A 16,691-nucleotide genomic window follows, 5' to 3' on the forward strand; every position below is an offset into this window, starting at 1 on the left:
ACCAACTGATCCGCATCGAGGAATCACTGGGCGAAGTCGCCGAATACGCGGGGGCTTCGATCCTGAAGCGGTGAATGGTAACCTGATCCTCGAAATTATTTCGAGGATCAGATTTTGCTTTCAATTATAGACCCCAAAACGCCGGACCACTTTGATGCGGTCCGGCGTTTGTGCTGGGAATACCGCGCATTTCTTCTGACGCTGGATGAAAAATCCCAACGCATTGTTCGAACATTCTACCCGCGTGAGAAATACGCCCGTTTGATGGATGCCATCGAGGTTGAGCACGCGGCACCCACAGGGGGTGTCAGGCTGGCATTGAAGGATGATCAGCCTGTCGGATGTGGGATGTTCCATACGATTGAACCCGGTGTGGCTGAAATCAAGCGTGTATTCGTGAACGAGAAGGCCCGAGGTACCGGTGCCGGGTACGCGATCATGAATGATCTGATCGATACCTGTCGCTTGAAGGGGTTCCGTTTTATTCGGATGGACACAGGAAAACCCCTTGAAGCCGCAACACGCCTTTATCTGTCGATGGGGTTTGAATTGCGTGACGCTTATTCGGAAATCCCCGAGGTTGCAGATGGTCATCTGCTGTTTTTTGAAATGGATTTGCAGGGATAGCGCCGGATTAGGCCAAAAAACAAAATATTTTTCGACCTTCTTTCCTGTTGTTATTGAAGAAAAAAATAAAAAAACCGCCACAAAAGTAAACAATATTGCACTTATGTGTGAACTTTTCCCTATTGGGAGGACCGGGTGGTCTCGTACCCTGACTGTATTACAGAAAGGAGAACACCATGACTGGTTCTAAATTCCTTCTCGTAGCGTCGGTAGTCGGCACTGTATTCTTGGCGGCCTGTTCAGCACCTGGCACATATCCGATCACCGGAGATCAGGTTTCGGCAAGTGACCCTGTTCGGGATATGGAATCGCCCACTTACATCTATCGTGGTGAAGCCCGCTAAGGCCTGCGCGTGACATCACGGGCGGTGACGTCCGTGATTGATCTGAATTCAGAGCTTCTTGCTCATTAACATATACCGATCGCGCGGTTTGAACCCGGTGCGCAGATACAGTTTCTGAGCTGCCTCGTTTGTGCGGTCGACCTCAAGATGCAGGGCGGTAAGCCCAGCTCCGGCCAGTGCCTTTGGCAGGTCTAGCAATACTTCGGATGCAATTCCGCGGCCGCGAACAGCGGGGCGAATGTAAATCTCGTCCACAAAGCCGTCCATGCCGCCGAATTCGACGGACCAACCGAATGTCAGGATGATGTATCCCAGCGGTGCCCGTCCGGGGCCGATCAGGTAGACACATCCGTGGGGGATGCCTTCTAACAACGGGGCAAGAGCGTTGCGGGTCTGATCCGCATCCTGAGCGATGCCTTCCTCTGTGTGGAATGCAGTGACCAAGCTCATCAAGCGGTCCAGATCTTCGGGGCGGGCAAGCCGCAGGGCAGCGCTCATAGTCGGGCCAGTCGTTCAGTCAACAGGGTAAAGAACCCGTCCGCGTCCACATCTCCTATGAATGTCGCGTTGGGTTTGCGATCGGTGACGTGCCACCAGTCGGCGACCGTCATACCCATCGTGAGTTCTGATTGGGTCTCAATCTCGACATTCACGAAACGACCCGAGAACAATTCGGGCTTGATCAGATACGCTGTGACGCACGGGTCATGCAACGGTGCCCCTTGGCTGCCGTATTTTTCCTTGTCAAAGCGTTCGAAGAAATCCGTCATCTCGGCCACGGCGATACCGACCTTGGTTCCCAGCGCGCGGAAGGCGTCGTTGCGGGGTTTGGTGACCAGCGCCTTGTGCGTGACATCCAACGGCATAACGACAATGGGGCGACCTGATTTAAACACGATATCAGCAGCTTCTGGGTCGACGTGAATGTTGAATTCAGCTGTGGGGGTAATGTTGCCAACCTCGAAATACGCGCCGCCCATCAGCACGATTTCCTGCACCCGATCCACGATATCAGGCGCTTTGGTAAAGGCGGTTGCGATGTTTGTCAGTGGCCCCAGGGGGCACAGCGTGACAGTTCCGGGTTCATGCGCGCGCAGGGTGTCGATAATGAAGTCGACCGCATGCCCGTCGGTCAGTTGCATCTGGGGATCAGGCAGGTCCGGTCCGTCCAGACCGGTTTTTCCGTGCACATGTTCTGCCGTAACCAGCGCTCGTTTCAATGGGCAGTCGCACCCGGCGTAAACCGGCACCTCGGTATGTCCAGCCAGTTCGCAGACAATGCGGGCGTTCTTGGACGTCAGGTCCAGCGGTACGTTCCCCGCGACGGCGGTTATGCCCAGAACCTCAATCTCTTGGGGGCTTGCAAGCGCCAGCAAGATGGCGACGGCGTCGTCCTGACCGGGATCAGTGTCGATGATGATTTTACGAGGGGGCATGGGTGTCTCCGGGGGGGCGTGAAGGTCGGACACTCGCAAGTGTCCCGGCACTTGTCCAGCCGTTTTAGGTATCCGCAGCCGCATCCACCGGCGGGAGTTTGCCATTAGCACGATGTTCTTCGGTTTTCACCTCGTCCCAAAGGGCGTCCATCTCGGCCAGATCGCTTTGTGAAGGCGTTTTGCCACGCGCCGCAAGGCGGGCCTCGACCTGCTCGAACCGGCGAGTGAACTTCGCGTTGGTGCGGCGCAGCGCGGCTTCGGGTTCAATCCCGAGATGGCGGCCCAGATTGACAATCACGAAGAGCAAATCGCCGAACTCATCCTCCAGCGCGTCAGCATCCATGCTGTCGCGGGCCTCTTCCAACTCGGCGGCCTCTTCGGTGATCTTGGCCAGCACGTGGCTGGCATCGGGCCAGTCGAACCCCACGCGGGCAGCGCGCTTTTGCAGCTTATGCGCGCGCAACAAGGCGGGCAGGTTAGCCGCCACTCCATCCAGCGCGCCTTTTTGCTCCTTGCCTGCGCGTTCCGCCGCCTTGATGGTTTCCCAATCCAGCGTCTGCTGCTCGGCAGACTTGTCGCGAGATTCGTTGCCGAACACGTGAGGATGACGGGTGACCATTTTGTCTGACATGGTGCGGACCACGTCCTGGAAGGTGAAATGCCCGGCTTCCTCGGCCATTTGCGCATGAAAGACGGATTGGAACAGCAGGTCGCCCAATTCGCCTTTCAGCTCGTCATAAGCTTCACGTTCGATGGCGTCGGCGACCTCATAGGCTTCTTCGATCGTATAGGGGGCGATGGTGGCGAAATCCTGTTCGATATCCCAAGGGCAGCCGGTTTGCGGGTCACGCAGGCGGCGCATGATTTCCAGCAGGCGTTCGATCCCTGCGTCGCTATCGTGGATCAGAGGATTTTCGGCCATTGCGAACCCTTTCGTTCCGGTGTCAGATGCATCCATTCCGCAGTCAGGATCAGGAGTCCACCCCAGATGCCCGTCGTCAACCGAATTGCCGATTTTGCCGCCGATATGACAGCTTGGCGGCAGCACCTGCATTCGATTCCCGAGTTGGAGTTCGAATGCCACGAAACCGCAGCTTTTGTTGCCGACAGGCTGCGTGAATTTGGCGTTGACGAGCTGCATGAGGGTATTGCCAAAACCGGGGTTGTCGCGATCATCAAAGGGCAGGGCGAGGGGCCGACAATCGGTCTACGCGCGGACATGGATGCCTTACCGATCCCCGAGGAAACCGGGGTCGAATATACGTCGACCAAACCGGGAAATATGCATGCCTGTGGCCATGACGGGCATACTACAATGCTGTTGGGCGCAGCGCGTTATCTGGCTGAGACACGAAATTTCCGCGGTCGCGTGGCCCTGATCTTTCAACCCGCGGAAGAGGAAGGCGGCGGAGCCGGCGTCATGGTCGAAGAAGGGCTAATGGACCGTTTCGATATTTCTCAGGTCTATGCATTGCACAATGCACCTGGTGTCCCCGAGGGGGCGTTCCAGACGACGCCCGGGCCGATCATGGCGGCTGTCGACACGTTTGAAATTCACATTCAGGGTCTTGGCGGCCACGGGGCCATGCCACACGAAACTCGCGATCCAGTGATGGCGGCCTGTGGAATTGCGCAGGCCATTCAGACCATTGTCAGCCGCAACAACTATGCGCTGGACGATCTGGTTATCTCGGTCACCCAGATTCACACCGGAACGGTCAACAACGTGATCCCGGATACTGCCTATATCAACGGAACCGTCCGCACCTTCGATCCGTCTGTTCAGAAGATGGTGATGGAACGGATGGAGCAGATCGTGCAGGGGCAGGCACAGTCTTATGGTGTTGAGGCAAGGTTGGATTATGAGATCAATTACCCCGCAACGATCAATGACGCAGACAAAGCCGGGTTTGCCGCCGATGTCGCGCGGGACGTGGCGGGCGACGAATGGGTGGTCACGAACATATCTGCGATGATGGGGGCCGAGGATTTCTCGTTCATGCTGAATGTGCGGCCGGGGGCATACCTGTTTCTGGGGCAAGGCGAAAGCGCCGGGCTGCATCATCCAAAATACAATTTCAACGACGAGATCGCGCCGGTTGGGGCATCCTTTTTTGCTCGGATTGTCGAAAAGGCGCAGCCGCTGGGCTGAATGGGGGAATAAATGGCACTGGAAGATGCAAAAAACCAGGTAGACGAGGCGTTTACCAATCCTGACCTCAAGGGGTTGTCTTACGAGAATACGTTTGGCGGGGCGACGTCCTTTCTGCGTCGATTGTATACCAAGGACCTGAAGGGCGTGGACATAGCCGTGACTGGCGTGCCGTTCGATCAGGCGGTGACCAACCGCCCCGGTACACGACTTGGCCCGCGCGCAATCCGCGAGGCCAGCACGCTGCAATCACCCGATGCGCCCTATGGTTGGCCTTTTGACGCGCTGAGCGAGCTTGCGATCGTCGATTACGGGGACATGGCCTATGATTATGCCAATATCCCGGCGTTTCCAGATACGCTGACCGATCATGTCCGGTCGATTCTGGCCGCCGATGTGGCCTCGGTGACATTGGGTGGCGATCACTATATCAGCTTCCCGATCCTCAAAGCTTATGCTGAGAAATTCGGGCCGATGTCCCTGCTGCAATTTGATGCGCATACGGACACGTGGGCAGATGACGACATGTCCCGCGTGGATCACGGGACGATGTTCTACAAGGCGGTGAAGTCGGGCATCGTGGATCCCAAGCGATCGGTGCAGGTTGGCATCCGGACCACCAACGAGGATACGCTGGGGGTCAACATCATCGACGCGCGCGAGGTTTATGAATCCGGCCCAGCTGCCGTCGCGCAGAAGATTAAGGGCATTCTGGGTGACAGTCCCGTTTACCTAAGCTTTGATATCGACGGTCTGGATCCCGCTTTTGCGCCGGGTACAGGTACACCCGTCTGGGGCGGGCTGAGTTCCATTCAGGCGCAGATCATCTTGCGCGATATCGCCGGTATCAACATCAAGGGCGGGGACGTTGTCGAGGTATCTCCGCCGTTTGATACATCCGGCGCAACGGCGATCGCCGGCGCGCATGTCGCCACGCAGATTATTTGCCTTTTGGGGTGGAACAAGTTGCAGCCTTAACCATTGGTTAGCCATCTTTCCTCTATCACGTTAACCAAAATAACGGATGGGAGAGTTACTGGCATGAAAGGCTTCAACCAGCCCCTCAGCGGCAATGATCTAGCACGGTTTTCCGGACCGAATACGTTCATGCGCCTGCCGCAGGTGGATACGTTGGCCGGGTTGGATGCGGCCGTTTTGGGTATTCCGATGGATATCGGTACATCTTGGCGGTCGGGCACACGGTTCGGGCCGAAACAGATCCGCAGCGAAAGCGCGATGATCCGGCCCTATAACATGGCCACATTTGCTGCTCCGTTCGACAGCCTGCAGATCGCCGATATCGGCGATCTTGCGATCAACACGTTCTCCCTGTCCGAAAGCCTCAAGATCATCAAGGAAAGCTATGATGCTATTCTGGCGCAAGACGTGACGCCGATCGCGATGGGGGGCGATCATTCGATCACCCTGCCGATTTTGCGGGCAATTGCGGCCAAGCGCGGGCCTGTGGCGTTGGTTCACGTGGATGCCCATGCAGATGTAGACGACGAAATGTTTGGTGAGCGAGAGACACACGGCACCGTCTTTCGCCGCGCCCACGAAGAAGGCCTGATCGTTCCTGCCAAGGTCTTTCAGGTCGGAATTCGCGGTTCGGGTTACTCAACGACGGATTTCAACGAAGCAAAGGAATGGGGATTTCGGCAGTTTCCGGCGTGGGAATTGTGGCAGCAGAACCTGACGGAAGTTGGCTCTCAGATACGCAAAACAATCGGGGATCACCCAACTTATATCACCTTCGACATCGGTAGCCTCGATCCGTCTTTCGCGCCGGGAACCGGCACGCCGGAAATCGCGGGGCTTACCACGCCGCAGGCCTTGCAGTTGATCCACGCACTCAGCGGTCTGACCGTTGTGGGGTGCGACTTGGTCGAGGTCTCGCCGCCCTATGACCCGACCGGCAACACGGCGCTGACGGCGGCTAACCTGTTGTTCGAGCTTATGTGTATCCTGCCGGGCGTGACGTCGCGGTAAAAGCCTGCCTCACGACTTGTCCAGGCCTGTATTCCGAATAAGGTTGCTAAAAGAATAGGGTCGGGATGAAGAAAATGCTCATTTTCCTTGTTGTTGCGGCGGTCTTCGCAGTGGGCGCTTATATTAGGTTGGCACCGTCCGATCCTACGCGATGGCACGTAGCGCCCACCGGACAGGCGGATCGCGATATGCAAGGCGGAGTGTTTCGCGTTTTGGAAGCCGGCCCCGACGGGCTGGCGCGTCTGGATGCAATTGCGCGTAACACACCCCGTACAACGGTTTTGGCGGGGTCAGTGGACGAAGGGATGGTCACCTATGTCACCCGCACCAAAGTGATCGGCTTTCCCGATTACACAACTGCCCAGCAGGATGGCGACACGCTGCGCATCCACGCGCGCCTGCGCTTTGGGCGCTCAGATTTTGGGGTAAACCGTAACCGTGTTGATGGGTGGCTGGCTGCGCTCAAGCCCTGAGGACAGGCAGCCTTCCTGCACTTCGCGCCACATCGGCACGTTCAATGACATTTGGCACTGAGCCATGAACATTCGGCCATCGACCTGCAGGCAGATCATCTCGCCCAAGTCGATGCGGTTGCCGGATGTATCGGTGCAATAGCAATCGCGCACCTTGCCATCCGGGCCAACATAGTCGGCCATCACAGGTGTGGAAAACAACATCAGGACAAGCGCAAACCATCTCATGCGCAGCAGCTTAGCATACGGTCGGCCCTTGACCAAAGCCCCGGATTGCTAGACACCCCCGGGGATGATCCCCGAAGAACGCCTAGAACAGATAACCCAGCGATTCCAATACCTCGAAGCGGCGATGTCAGACGGCGCGGCGGGTGGGGACATTGCGGGTTTGGCCAAGGAGTATTCCGACCTCAAACCGGTTGTCGAACAGATCACGGCCTGGCGACTGTTGGTGGCGGATTTGGCGGAAGCGCAGGCGATGCTGGCAGACCCAGATATGAAGGAGTTGGCCGAAGAAGAAATCCCAGACTTGCAGGCCCGCATCCCCGAAGCGGAACACGCGCTGCAATTGGCCTTGCTACCTCGTGACGCGGCCGATGCGCGCCCTGCGATGCTGGAAATCCGCCCCGGAACCGGAGGAGACGAGGCTGCCTTGTTCGCGGGAGACCTGTTGCGCATGTATCAACGCTATGCCGAGGCGCATGGCTGGCGTTTTGAGATCATCGAAGAACAGGCATCGGACCTTGGCGGAATCAAAGAGGTCGTGGCGCATATCAAGGGCGACAATGTCTTTGCGCGGTTAAAATACGAATCCGGTGTGCACAGGGTTCAGCGCGTTCCCGAAACCGAAAGCGGCGGGCGGATTCACACATCGGCTGCGACGGTTGCCGTGCTGCCCGAGGCCGAGGATGTGGACATCCAGGTTGACGCCAATGACATTCGTATCGACACCATGCGCAGTTCGGGTGCGGGTGGCCAGCACGTGAATACGACGGATTCGGCTGTGCGCATCACCCACCTACCGACCGGTCTTGTGGTGACAAGCTCCGAGAAGTCTCAGCACCGCAATCGTGAAATCGCAATGCAGGTTCTGAAGACGCGCCTCTATGATCTGGAGCGCCAGAGGATCGACAGCGAACGGTCCGCTGACCGAGCCAGCCAAGTGGGCTCTGGCGACCGGTCCGAGCGGATCAGGACGTATAATTTTCCACAGGGCCGGATGACTGATCACCGAATAAACCTGACTTTGTACAAGTTGGATCAGATCATGCAGGGCGATCTGGACGAGGTCATAGATGCGCTGACAGCCGATGACCAAGCCCGTCTGCTGGCTGAGATGGCGCAATGATTGCTGCGTTGACAGCGGCGCAGGCCATGGTCGCTGCAACGGCGCGGCTTCGGGCGGCCGGGGTTGCTGATCCGGCGCGTGACGCCCGTGTGTTGTTGGCCCATGCCGCGCGAATCGAAGCCAGCCGTGTCACATTGATCGCCCCTGAGGAGCTTTCGCCAGAAATCGCCGAACGGTACGACCAATTGATATCCTTGCGCGCCATTCGAGTGCCGGTCTCTCACCTGCTAGGGGAAAGGGAGTTTTATGGCCGCCGCTTTCGGGTCAGCGGCGATGTGTTGGACCCTCGACCGGAGACCGAGGCGCTGATCGAGGCGGCGTTGAGCGAACCTTTCGGTCATGTTCTGGACCTTGGGGTCGGGTCCGGGTGCATTTTGATAACCCTTTTAGCGGAAAGAACCAGCGCAACGGGGCTAGGTGTTGACCTAAGTGAGGCTGCTTGCCTGCAAGCCAGCGCGAACGCGGTTCAGCATCAGGTTCAAAACCGTGTCGAGATTATCAAGTCTGATTGGTTCGGGGACATTAACGATAAATTTGACCTGATTGTTTCCAATCCGCCGTATATTTCCCTGCCGGAAATGGCGGAATTGTCCCCCGAAGTACGTGAGCATGAACCGCGCATGGCACTGACGGACGAAGGCGACGGCTTGGGAGCCTACCGTCGTATTGCTGCCGGTGTTCCTGATTTTCTGTTACCCGGCGGGCGCTTGCTGGTCGAAATTGGGCCGACGCAGGGCCTGAGCGTTTCTGCGCTGTTTGATGCTGCTGGATTGGTCGACATAAGGATAATTCCCGATTTGGATGGTCGCGACCGTGTTGTATTTGCCAGAATGCCGCAGTGAATCTGTGCGCTGAGGCTGAAATACGCCGATTGATGTAAAAAAGCTGCGAAATTTAGTACAAACCCCTTGTCTGCGCGCGCCGGACATGTTTACTCAGGATTAGTCAGCGAGGTTGACGCCGTTACAGCGCTCCCCTGACGCCAAGCCCAAAAAGTCGACATCGCGTCACAGCAAAAGCCTTTGAGCAGTGCAAGACGCGAAATGTTCGACATCGAATGACAAGGCTGACGAAAGTAGATGAGATCTTCCAAATCCCGCTCGCGGGCCAAGAATAACCGCAATCGTCCCTCTGGAGGCAACGTAGTAAACCGGGTTTTCGACAGCTCGGGCCCAGAGGGTAAAGTGCGTGGCACGCCCCAGCAGATCATTGACAAGTACAACCAGCTTGCCCGTGACGCGCAGTTGTCGAATGACCGCGTGGCCGCGGAAAACTTCCAGCAACACGCCGAGCACTACTTGCGTCTTCTAAGTGAAGCGCAACGCGAAATGGAAGCGCGCCGCGAAGAGCAGGAGCGGCAGAACCGCGAACGCCAGGCCGAACGTGATCGCGAACGCGCTGAGCGTCAGGAACGCGAAGCTGCGCGCCAATCCGATCCGGCCGAAGCACCGCAGCCTGACGTGATGGATTTCACGCCCACAGCTGCTTCGCCTGAATCCGGTTTGGTGGAGACACCTGAAAATAAGGGCGCTGAAGGCGAAGCCGCCGAGAAGAAGGAAAAACCGCCGCGCCGTCCCCGTACGCGCAAGCCCAAGCCTGCGTCCTCAGAAGACGCATCGTCGGACAAAGGTGATGCGCCCGAGGCCGCCGAGTAATCAAAGGCACACGAAACAACACAAAGCCCCGAGGTTCGACCCGGGGCTTTTTTGATTCAACCGTTATCAACCTCGCGCGACAAGGCACAGAAGGCTTCGAGAGGCACCTGCTCGGCCCGTTCAGTTGGTTGAATCCCGGCCGCCAATAGCTTGTCTTCGATATTCGGGGCGACGCCCTTCAGCGATGCGCGCAGCATCTTGCGACGTTGGTTGAAGGCTGCGGCCACGACGCGGGATAGTGTGGCGGGGTTCGCAGGATAACGGGGTTCGGGCAGGGCGGTCAAATGGACCACGGCGCTTGAAACCTTGGGTGGAGGTGTAAACGCGCCGGGCGGCAGAGACATGGCGATGCGAGCCTCGGCGCGCCATTGCGCAAGGATGGCAAGGCGTCCGTAGGCTTTGCTGCCGGGCTGCGCCACGATCCGTTCGGCGACCTCACGCTGAAACATCAGGGTCAGGCTTTGCCAGAACGGGGGCCATTCGGGGGGGGTCAGCCACCGCACAAGAAGCTCAGTTCCGACGTTGTAGGGCAGGTTGGCTGCAACGCGGATTGGTGGCGTAAGATGAGCCAGTGGGTCAATCTCGAGCGCGTCCCCGTTGATGACGTCCAAACGGTCGCGATATGCGGCAGCGATGTCGTTCAGGGCCGCAATACAGCGGGTGTCTTTCTCGACCGCGACCACTTTTCGCGCGCCCTCGGACAGCAAACCCCGAGTCAGACCTCCGGGGCCAGGGCCGATTTCCAGCACATCGCACGCGGACAGATCTCCGGCCTGTCGCGCAATCTTGGCGGTCAGGTTCAGGTCCAGCAGGAAGTTCTGGCCCAGCGACTTTCGCGCTGAAAGCTGGTGGGTTGCGATGACCTCGCGCAGAGGGGGAAGATTGTCGATAGCGCTCATTATCAGATTACCGTGGCGCAGGAGGGATTGCGTGCGCCAGAGATTTTTTGCCTCCGGCGGGGATATTTTCAGCCAGGTGAAGGATCAAGAGCTTTTTGCCATGCGGTGGGCGAGTTTCAAAGCTTCGATCAGGCTGGATGGGTTTGCGATACCTTGCCCTGCGATATCAAGGGCGGTGCCGTGGTCGGGCGATGTGCGTATGAAAGGCAGGCCGAGCGTCACGTTTACGCCGCGGTCGAAATCCAGCGTTTTGATCGGGATCAGCGCCTGATCATGATACATTGCAACGGCTGCGTCATAACGGGCGCGGGCTGCGGCATGAAACATAGTGTCCGCAGGGTGTGGGCCGCTGACAGTGTAGTCTTCCGAAGGAAGCGCAGAAATCAGCGGGCCGATCCAGTCCAGCTCTTCAAGCCCCATCTTACCGCCTTCCCCCGCATGAGGGTTCAGCCCGGCAATGGCGATGCGGGGGTGAGCAATCCCGAATTGCTTTCGCAGCCCTTCGGCTGTGATGTCGATCGTGTCGCGCAACAGGGCTGGCGTGAGTTCGGACGGGACGCGGGACAGGGGAATATGGATCGTGGCAGGCACCACGCGCAACTTGTCACTGGCCAACATCATTACAACGCGTGTGCGTCCGGCCAGCGCTGCAAGAAACTCGGTATGGCCAGGATAGGCGAACCCGGCACCGTCAATCAGCGCTTTCTTGTGGATCGGCGCGGTGCAAAGGGCCGATGCCGCCCCTGACTGAACCAGTGACACGCCGCGCTTAATCGCATCTATGACGCCGGGCGAATTTGCGGCTGAGGGCGTACCGGGGCGATTGGGTTCGGGGAAGTCCAGTTGCAGAACAGGCATAGCCGAGGCGCTGATACGAAGGGCCTCTGCCGGGTCGCTGATTTGATGCACCGGAGTTCCCTGAGGAACATGCGCCGCGTCCCCGATATAGAAAAACGGGCAGGTATCTCGTAGTTCTGCCCATGCTTTTACCGCGATCTCTGGGCCTATACCGGCGGGGTCGCCGCAGCTGAGCGCGATCGGGGCGATCATTGCTCGATGATCGTTGCGTCCGCGCGTAGCTGCTCTAGCAGGCTTTCGGAAAAGGCCTGCAGCCGCTGCTGCGTCAGCGCATTGGCCACATCAACGCGTGAGGTTTCTTCGCCACGGTCTAGCGTCCGGGTGCACAACATCAGGAAACGGAGGGTTTGGCCGTTGTTGGCAGTCAGATTCGTCGAAACCTCGTTAAGATCCAGCTTGGCCAGTTCCAGTGCGACGTCCCGCGGAATTTCCGAGGGGCTGGCTTCGATCCGTTGCAGAACCTCAGCCGGTTGGTCTTGTGCAATTCCATAGAGGTCATCGCAGGTGTCAATCTCTTCCCGCAATTTGGCGGCACGCGCCAAGGTATCCGCGCTGCGACCGCCGGGAAGGTTGTAGATGGCATAGTCGATTTTGGAATAACGCGGCGCGCCAGACGCGACCTCGCGCAGGCCGCGCATCTGGAATAGCGCGATGGCGTTCGGCAGGTTGATGGGCTGCGTAATGTCCCCATTCTTGAGGCCAAGGATAACCGGCTGCAAGGCAGGGGGCAGATCGGTCAGGTTCAGCCATTCCAACCGACCGCCATTGTCCCGTGTGCCAGCGGCGGAATATTGAGTGGCTGCTGCTGAAAAGGCATCAAACCCTTCCAATTGCGCGATCTCTTCGGCCAACAACTCGGCCTGGGCGATGGTCTGCTGATTGACCGGAATGATGATCTCGGACATCAGTACCTGCAATCCACCGCCACCGGCTTGTCCCAGCGCCCGGTTGATTTCATCCTCGGACGGGCGCGCCTGCGACAGGAAACGGGCGCTGACATAGTCGCGCCACGAAAGCTGGTCTGCGACAAAATCCCTGACGGTTTCTTGGGACACACCCGCATCGGCAAGAAGTTGCAGGAATTGATCCGTCGACAACCGCCCGCGCGCAGCGAACTCGTCAATGCCGACCTGAACATCCTCTGGGTTGATTTCGATTCCCGCCTCTCGCATGGCTTGCTTGCGCAGACGGTCGTCGATCAGGGCATCGCGTACCTCGTCCTCGGAGGCTCCGGGGGCACCCAGAGCTAAAAGGAATTGCAGGCGCTGGTCCAGTTCATACCAGGTGACAATATCCTGATTAACCTTGATCGCAGGCGAGAACGGGCTTTGGGCTTGCGCTTCCATGGGCGCAAGACTCAATACCGCAACGGCCAGTGCCTGAGCCACCGAGGGCAGCCAACCGGAACGAACGAAACTGGAGAAACGTGAAATCAACTGCATCTTCTCTTGAACTGTTGTCCGCCACCTTCAACAGAATATCCTGTCAGGGCTACGGTAAAGCCGAATTCTGTCGAAGGCTCAATACTCGAAGACGAGGTAAATCGTCTACTCACGATCATATTTGCCTGTACACATTCGTTTTGGTAGGTCACGCCCAACCCATAACGGATCGGTTCGGACTCGGCGAGGTCATAGCGGGCGAATGCACGGGTCAGCCAGTTTTGGTCGATACGGTAACGACCATTGACGCGAACTTCCGAGATTTCGTCTTCCGCGTTTTCTGCTGGATCGGGTTCCTGCCAGACATAGGTACCCGACAGGCTGGTTGTTTCTTGGCTCCAGGCGGCGCGCAATTCTCCCTTGGCGAAACTGAAGTCACCGTTGAGCAATCCGCGCCCTGCCAAAGACCAGCCATTGGCCGTTTCCAACTGACCAGCGATCAACAGGTCTGATGTCGTTCCCTGCAAACCCGAGGTTACGTTGAATTCAGGGTCGGCATCCGCGCGAAAGACCTGACCAACCGTTGCCAGTGCGCGCCACCCCCTTGCCCCGTAGCGGGCCCAGTTTATGCCGACCACTCCGGTTGCGCCGTCTTCCCGGCGGTCGGGGGCCGGAAATCGAGAAAGGGACAAAAGGTTGCCTTGATCGAATTCCTGAAACGTACTTTCGTCGATCGGCACGTCATTGGTTGAAACATGGGTCCAGCCGACTTGTGCGATCGGCTCAAGGACTTGGGTCGCACCCGACTTTTCCCGCCGTGACATCGGGTAGCGCAGCGTCAGCGCCGCGCGTGGTGTGGTGCGGGTAACTTGACTGGGGAACCCGCTGTCATGACGAATATTGAATGTATCGACAGACGCGCCCAACCTGGCGTCCGCGCGCAGGCCCGTGGTGAATATCCAACTGCGAATCCATTCGGCATCGAAAGTTGCACGCGCGACATCACGGCCCGCGATGTCTTCGTCGCTAGTACGTTCATGCGCGTGTGCGATAAAGCCCAGCCGAACCTCGCCACCCACTGCGGTCGGGAAGTGGCGTTTCTGATAGTACAGATCGAACACGCGCGACGGGATTTCATCCTGATCTTCGCTGTCGCGCAAAGTCTGGTAGTGGATGAAGCTGGTGCGGAAAGCCGTATCCCGTTTGATCCGCTCCAGCGCGACCTCGCTGCGCAATCGGTCGAAATCGGGCAGGCCGTAGTCGGCCAAATACGCATCGTCAGACGTTGTCTTCAGGTCAAAGGTGAACCGATAGCCATCCTTCAGGTTGAATGCGCCATCCGCAAAAAGATACCCGCGCTGCTCGTCTGGTTGCAGGTCATCTTTGGTATAGGCGCCCAAGATGCGGATACGTCCACGTTTGAACGCCTGACGATACCGGAAGCCCAGCGTTTTGGTCTTGGACGATACATATGGCGTCAGCGTCAGGTCCTTGTGGTCACCCAACTTGAAGAAATACGGCACCTGCAGGCCTGTGCCCAGTTGCGACGTGGTTCGGACCGAGGGGACAAGAAAGCCCGTCGCGCGGTCCAGTGTGGGATCGGGAAGGCGCAGGTATGGAAAATAGAAAACCGGAAAGTCCAGAATTCTGAATTGCGCGCCCTCAAAATATAGCTGCCGTTCCAGTTGGTCATGGGTGACTTTGCGTGCACGAATCTGCCATATCGGAGGTTTCCCGTTGGCGCAGACGTGGCACGAGGTGGCCGAGACCTTACTGAATTGCGTATAACGCCCAGCCGCACGCTTGGCCTGGACCGATGCGATCTGGACTTGCTGCTGGAATACCATTCTAGCGCCGATGAGCAGGCCATTTTGGATGCCGCTGTCCAATTCCGCTGAATCCGCCAGCAGAGTTGTTGCGCCGCCCTGATCAATGCGGACCGGACCCTCAAGCAAAAGTTCGCCGCTGTCACGGTCATAGGTAATCCGTTGCGCAGTAACCTTGATGTCGCCTTGAAACGCTTCGACGTTGCCCTCGGCGACAAGCACTCTTTGCGGCGTAATGAAAATCCGATCTGCAACCAGAAGGGCTGGTTCTTCCTCTTGCGGCGTGCTTTGTGGCGGGCTGCCAGCGGGCTGATTTTGGGCGCCCGCGCCCAGCGGCACGGCCAACGCCAGAGCGCCGGACAAAAACAGGCAGGAGAGAAGCCGCATCAGCCGTCCTCCGCGTGCAGCAAAAGGCCGAGGGACAGCAAGATGGCTGCGAAGGGCGGTGCCCACGCCGCGACAAAGATAGGCAATTGTCCGTTTTCCCCCAGAATTTGGGCAAAGTTGCGCACGAAGTAGATGCCGAAACCCAAAAGTACCGCAGACAGGACCGCGATCCCGGTCCCGCCAAAGCGGACGTGACGCATGGTGAACGCTGCTCCGATCAGGACCATCGACACCAGAAAGATCGGTCGCGCGAGCTGCACTTGCAGCCAGACTTCGTATTGCTTGGTGGAAAACCCGGCTTCGCTAAGGTCACGAATAAGCTGTGGCAGATCGTAGACCGAAACAGCCCCTTGCCGCCCAAGTGTGTCCAAAATGCGCTCGCGCGTCAGTGATGTCGGGATTTCAAGCGTCGAATGCTCGACCGCGTTGGTTTCCGGGTTGATGCCCTGATCCAAGGACCAGACTTTGGCGTCGGACAAAGTCCACTTGCCGTCGTCGAGGACAGCGCTGTCAGCGGCAATCTGTTGCGTCGGCGTACCGTCCTGCGAAAATGCGATGACCGTCACTTCGTTCAGCTTCAGCGTATCGCCATTTGACGTGCCCCGCGCGTGGATCACAGACTGGCCGTTTTGTGAGCCTTGCCGCAGCCACATGCCTTCGCCGCTGATCGAAAAGGCTGACCCGCCGTTGTTGCGATACGAGTCAGACAGTCTTGTGTACTCCTCGGACGTGGCTGCTGAAATCGGGTTCAGCAGGGCAACGGCAGCCGCCCCGATCGCCAGGGCCAATACAGCAGGGGCCAGCAGCGCCCGAATACCCGACCGGCCAATGGCTCGGGTCACGACCAGTTCAGAGCTGCGCGCAAGGCCGACGAACAGCGCGATTGTCGAAAGAATCACCAGCAAAGGCAGCATTTCACTGATGGCTGCTGGCGTATTCAGTAACGTCAGATGCAGAAGTTGGCCAAAGGACAGGTCAACCTCGTCAAAGCGCCGCACCTGCTCAATCAGGTCGATTAGAATCAACAGTGTCAGGAAGATGCCGCCGATAACCAGAAAGCTTTGGATGAACCGGCGGGCAAAATAGCGGTCAAGGATCACGGGCGAAACCCCGCACGGGTTGGGCGCAAGGCGGGCACTGTCAGGTTCAAGCAGGAATCATTAAAGCATGCGCCACGAAGCGATGGCTTATGCCTGCCCTGTCTTGCCACTGTACTCTCCCCCGATCTTGCCGGAATTTTTTCGGGACTGTACTGCAATTGCCGGTCGGGGAAAACTGCTATCTGGTCAATAGCGCCAGTGCGGGCTAGGTCTTG

At 58.0% G+C, this 16,691-nt stretch carries 18 protein-coding genes; 9 read left to right on the forward strand and 9 right to left on the reverse strand.

Going from position 1 to position 16,691, the window contains the following annotated elements; genetic code table 11:
* Positions 1-114 precede the first annotated feature (114 nt).
* Both RUESEDTHA_RS11300 and RUESEDTHA_RS11305 read left to right on the forward strand, forming a co-directional pair.
* Complete coding sequence (locus RUESEDTHA_RS11300; protein ID WP_180886913.1) at positions 115-627, forward strand: GNAT family N-acetyltransferase; 513 nt, start codon at positions 115-117, stop codon at positions 625-627.
* A gap of 176 nt (positions 628-803) precedes the next feature.
* Complete coding sequence (locus RUESEDTHA_RS11305) at positions 804-971, forward strand: hypothetical protein (RefSeq protein ID WP_180886915.1); 168 nt, start codon at positions 804-806, stop codon at positions 969-971.
* 48 nt (positions 972-1,019) lie between these two features.
* Here RUESEDTHA_RS11305 and RUESEDTHA_RS11310 read toward each other — a convergent pair whose 3' ends face one another.
* From RUESEDTHA_RS11310 to mazG, 3 genes are all read right to left on the reverse strand, one after another.
* Positions 1,020-1,469: a GNAT family N-acetyltransferase gene (locus tag RUESEDTHA_RS11310; RefSeq protein ID WP_180886921.1), complete on the reverse strand. Its 450-nt coding sequence runs from the start codon at positions 1,467-1,469 to the stop codon at positions 1,020-1,022.
* Positions 1,466-2,407: a nucleoside hydrolase gene (locus tag RUESEDTHA_RS11315; protein ID WP_180886922.1), complete on the reverse strand. Its 942-nt coding sequence runs from the start codon at positions 2,405-2,407 to the stop codon at positions 1,466-1,468. Before RUESEDTHA_RS11315 ends, RUESEDTHA_RS11310 begins: the two co-directional genes overlap by 4 nt.
* 64 nt (positions 2,408-2,471) lie before the next feature.
* Positions 2,472-3,329 (reverse strand): nucleoside triphosphate pyrophosphohydrolase, encoded by an 858-nt coding sequence (gene mazG, locus RUESEDTHA_RS11320; RefSeq protein WP_180887300.1) that lies wholly within the window; start codon positions 3,327-3,329, stop codon positions 2,472-2,474.
* A 66-nt stretch (positions 3,330-3,395) separates the two neighbouring features.
* On the opposite strand from mazG, the gene RUESEDTHA_RS11325 reads away from it, so the two are divergent.
* The 4 genes from RUESEDTHA_RS11325 to RUESEDTHA_RS11340 all read left to right on the forward strand — a co-directional run bounded on the left by RUESEDTHA_RS11325 (position 3,396) and on the right by RUESEDTHA_RS11340 (position 7,021).
* The gene (locus RUESEDTHA_RS11325; RefSeq protein WP_180886924.1) at positions 3,396-4,559 is read left to right on the forward strand and encodes a M20 aminoacylase family protein; all 1,164 of its coding nucleotides are present in this window, start codon (positions 3,396-3,398) and stop codon (positions 4,557-4,559) included.
* Positions 4,560-4,571: 12 nt separating this feature from the next.
* Positions 4,572-5,537, forward strand: a complete 966-nt coding sequence (gene speB / locus RUESEDTHA_RS11330) for an agmatinase (RefSeq protein WP_180886925.1) — start codon at positions 4,572-4,574, stop codon at positions 5,535-5,537.
* A gap of 63 nt (positions 5,538-5,600) precedes the next feature.
* Positions 5,601-6,548 carry an agmatinase gene (speB, locus tag RUESEDTHA_RS11335; RefSeq protein ID WP_180886927.1) on the forward strand — a complete coding sequence of 316 codons (948 nt, stop codon included), beginning with the start codon at positions 5,601-5,603 and terminating at the stop codon, positions 6,546-6,548.
* 65 nt (positions 6,549-6,613) lie between these two features.
* Complete coding sequence (locus RUESEDTHA_RS11340; protein ID WP_180886928.1) at positions 6,614-7,021, forward strand: DUF1499 domain-containing protein; 408 nt, start codon at positions 6,614-6,616, stop codon at positions 7,019-7,021.
* Here RUESEDTHA_RS11340 and RUESEDTHA_RS11345 read toward each other — a convergent pair.
* The gene (locus RUESEDTHA_RS11345) at positions 6,962-7,249 is read right to left on the reverse strand and encodes a hypothetical protein (RefSeq protein ID WP_180886930.1); all 288 of its coding nucleotides are present in this window, start codon (positions 7,247-7,249) and stop codon (positions 6,962-6,964) included. The two genes, RUESEDTHA_RS11340 and RUESEDTHA_RS11345, sit on opposite strands and share 60 nt — an antisense overlap.
* A gap of 64 nt (positions 7,250-7,313) precedes the next feature.
* Between RUESEDTHA_RS11345 and prfA the strand changes: the two genes are divergently transcribed.
* The 3 genes from prfA (at position 7,314) to RUESEDTHA_RS11360 (ending at position 10,024) form a co-directional block, all read left to right on the forward strand.
* Positions 7,314-8,369: a peptide chain release factor 1 gene (prfA, locus tag RUESEDTHA_RS11350; RefSeq protein ID WP_180886931.1), complete on the forward strand. Its 1,056-nt coding sequence runs from the start codon at positions 7,314-7,316 to the stop codon at positions 8,367-8,369.
* Positions 8,366-9,211, forward strand: a complete 846-nt coding sequence (gene prmC, locus RUESEDTHA_RS11355) for a peptide chain release factor N(5)-glutamine methyltransferase (protein WP_180886932.1) — start codon at positions 8,366-8,368, stop codon at positions 9,209-9,211. Before prfA ends, prmC begins: the two co-directional genes overlap by 4 nt.
* A gap of 237 nt (positions 9,212-9,448) precedes the next feature.
* Positions 9,449-10,024, forward strand: a complete 576-nt coding sequence (locus RUESEDTHA_RS11360) for a DUF4167 domain-containing protein (RefSeq protein WP_180886934.1) — start codon at positions 9,449-9,451, stop codon at positions 10,022-10,024.
* Positions 10,025-10,080: 56 nt separating this feature from the next.
* Here RUESEDTHA_RS11360 and rsmA read toward each other — a convergent pair whose 3' ends face one another.
* From rsmA to lptG, 5 genes are all read right to left on the reverse strand, one after another.
* Positions 10,081-10,923, reverse strand: coding sequence for a 16S rRNA (adenine(1518)-N(6)/adenine(1519)-N(6))-dimethyltransferase RsmA (gene rsmA, locus RUESEDTHA_RS11365; protein ID WP_180886935.1), 843 nt, complete (start codon positions 10,921-10,923; stop codon positions 10,081-10,083).
* Positions 10,924-11,007: 84 nt separating this feature from the next.
* A complete protein-coding gene (gene pdxA / locus RUESEDTHA_RS11370; protein WP_180886937.1) occupies positions 11,008-11,973 on the reverse strand; it encodes a 4-hydroxythreonine-4-phosphate dehydrogenase PdxA in 966 nt (321 codons plus the stop codon).
* Entirely contained in the window at positions 11,970-13,223 is a 1,254-nt protein-coding gene (locus tag RUESEDTHA_RS11375) for a peptidylprolyl isomerase (protein ID WP_180886938.1), read from the reverse strand. The genes pdxA and RUESEDTHA_RS11375 overlap by 4 nt, the downstream gene beginning before the upstream one ends.
* Complete coding sequence (locus RUESEDTHA_RS11380) at positions 13,214-15,376, reverse strand: LPS-assembly protein LptD (RefSeq protein ID WP_180886940.1); 2,163 nt, start codon at positions 15,374-15,376, stop codon at positions 13,214-13,216. The genes RUESEDTHA_RS11375 and RUESEDTHA_RS11380 overlap by 10 nt, the downstream gene beginning before the upstream one ends.
* A complete protein-coding gene (gene lptG / locus RUESEDTHA_RS11385) occupies positions 15,376-16,476 on the reverse strand; it encodes an LPS export ABC transporter permease LptG (protein ID WP_180886942.1) in 1,101 nt (366 codons plus the stop codon). Before lptG ends, RUESEDTHA_RS11380 begins: the two co-directional genes overlap by 1 nt.
* Between the last annotated feature and the right edge of the window lie 215 nt (positions 16,477-16,691).

Source organism: Ruegeria sp. THAF57 (assembly GCF_903914075.1).
Lineage (GTDB): Bacteria > Pseudomonadota > Alphaproteobacteria > Rhodobacterales > Rhodobacteraceae > Ruegeria.